The following is a 1,820-nucleotide window of genomic DNA, read 5'->3' as shown; positions in this document are numbered from 1 at the left end:
GAAAACATTGTACCATGAGGGATTCTAGTGACCTCTTTCTTTTTACACAATTATAAGGACATAACTAAAAGACGTGCATTATCGCTCTAGAATTAGGTACTTTGAGCCTTTTTCCAAAAAGAAGGCGAAAGACGCTACCCAATGTGCAGGTCTTTTTCACAAAATGGGACCCTTTTGTTAAAAATCGCTCTAAAGACGTGCAGTTTTGCTTGTCTTTTACACCATCCGGCGGACGATCCCGGGTCCTGACGGTTAGTAAAGCATCCGTAATTTTCGAGCGCCGGGCTTCCCAAAAATTCCGTTCTGCGGCCAGGATCAAAGGCTTTCGGGTGACGGCTGGACAACCTTCCGTTAATCTTTTATTGTAGAATTCAATCATTACCATGGAAAGGTAGCCTGCCATGACGACATCATCATTGCCTATCGAAAAAGTGCTGCCGGAGCTGAAGGAGAAGCTGCGGCTTAATCCCAATGCCGTCCTCCTGGCCGATCCGGGGGCCGGGAAGACGACTCGCGTTCCCTTGGCTTTATTGGACGAGCCTTGGCTCAAGGGGCGCCGTATTCTTATGCTGGAACCGCGCCGCTTGGCTGCCCGGGCGGCTGCACAATATATGTCGGCCACTCTTGGAGAGCCGGTGGGCCTGACGGTAGGGTATCGGGTCAGACTGGATACGCGGGTAGGCCCGGAGACGAGGATAGAGGTTATAACGGAAGGGGTTCTGACCCGTCTTCTCCAGGAAGATCCGTCTCTGGAGGATGTGGGGCTGGTCATCTTCGATGAATTTCATGAGCGCAGCCTGCACGCTGATTTGGGGCTCGCGCTCTGTTTGCAATCGCAGGCGATCCTTCGCGAAGATTTGAAAATATTGGTCATGTCGGCAACTCTGGATGCCGAAGCGATAGCCCGGCTGCTGGAGGATGCGCCGGTAGTGGCCAGTGAAGGAAGGGCCTATCCCGTGGAAACCCGTTATTTGCCGCAACGGCCGGAAGGATCGATAGAAGCGGCTGTGACGAGAAGTATAGTTAAGGCGCTGCAGGACGAACCGGGCGATCTGCTTGTGTTTCTGCCGGGGGCCGGCGAAATTCGGCGAGTGGCGGAGAGGCTGGAAGAGCAAGGTATGGCGCGAACTGTCCGCATTGCTCCGCTATACGGAGGGCTGTCGGCGGAGGAGCAGGACCGGGCGATCGCCCCTTGTCCGCCGGGAGAGCGCAAGGTCGTGCTGGCGACGTCCATTGCCGAGACCAGTCTGACGGTCGAGGGAGTGCGCGTTGTCGTGGACAGCGGGCTGATGCGCGTTCCCCGGTTCTCGCCGCGCACGGGAATGACGAGGCTCGAGACCGTGCCGGTGTCGAGGGCGTCCGCCGACCAGCGCCGGGGGCGTGCGGGCCGTCAGGGGCCGGGAGTGTGCTACCGTCTGTGGGCGGAAGAGGACAACCGGCGGCTGGCACCGCAGAGCCTGCCGGAGATGCTCGAGGCGGACCTCGCTCCGCTGGCGCTCGAGCTCGCCGTGTGGGGCGCCGACCCGCAGGAGCTGCGCTGGCTGGACGCCCCGCCCGCCGGGGCTCTGGCTCAGGCGCGGGAGCTGCTCGGCCAGCTTGGAGCGCTGAGCGAAGACGGGGCCGTCACCCCGCACGGGAAGCGAATGGCCGAGCTTGGGCTCCACCCGCGGCTCGCGCATATGGTCCTCCAAGCGATTCCGCTCGGCCTGGGGGACCTGGCCTGCGAGCTGGCGGCGCTGCTGAGCGAGCGCGATCCGCTGCGCGGCCGTCAAGCCGCGGCCGATGCGGACGTGCGCCTCAGGGTGGAGGCGCTGCGCGCC

1 protein-coding gene is annotated in these 1,820 nt (G+C 61.0%); it reads left to right on the top strand.

What is annotated here, in order from left to right:
• Window positions 1–401: 401 nt before the first annotated feature.
• The coding region (hrpB, locus tag ACFQ03_RS22965; protein WP_379291255.1) for an ATP-dependent helicase HrpB at window positions 402–1,820 on the top strand (1,419 nt) is incomplete at its 3' end.

This window comes from Paenibacillus residui (assembly GCF_042677205.1).
Lineage (GTDB): Bacteria > Bacillota > Bacilli > Paenibacillales > NBRC-103111 > Paenibacillus_L > Paenibacillus_L residui.
This window is presented reverse-complemented; position numbering and strand designations above follow the sequence as displayed.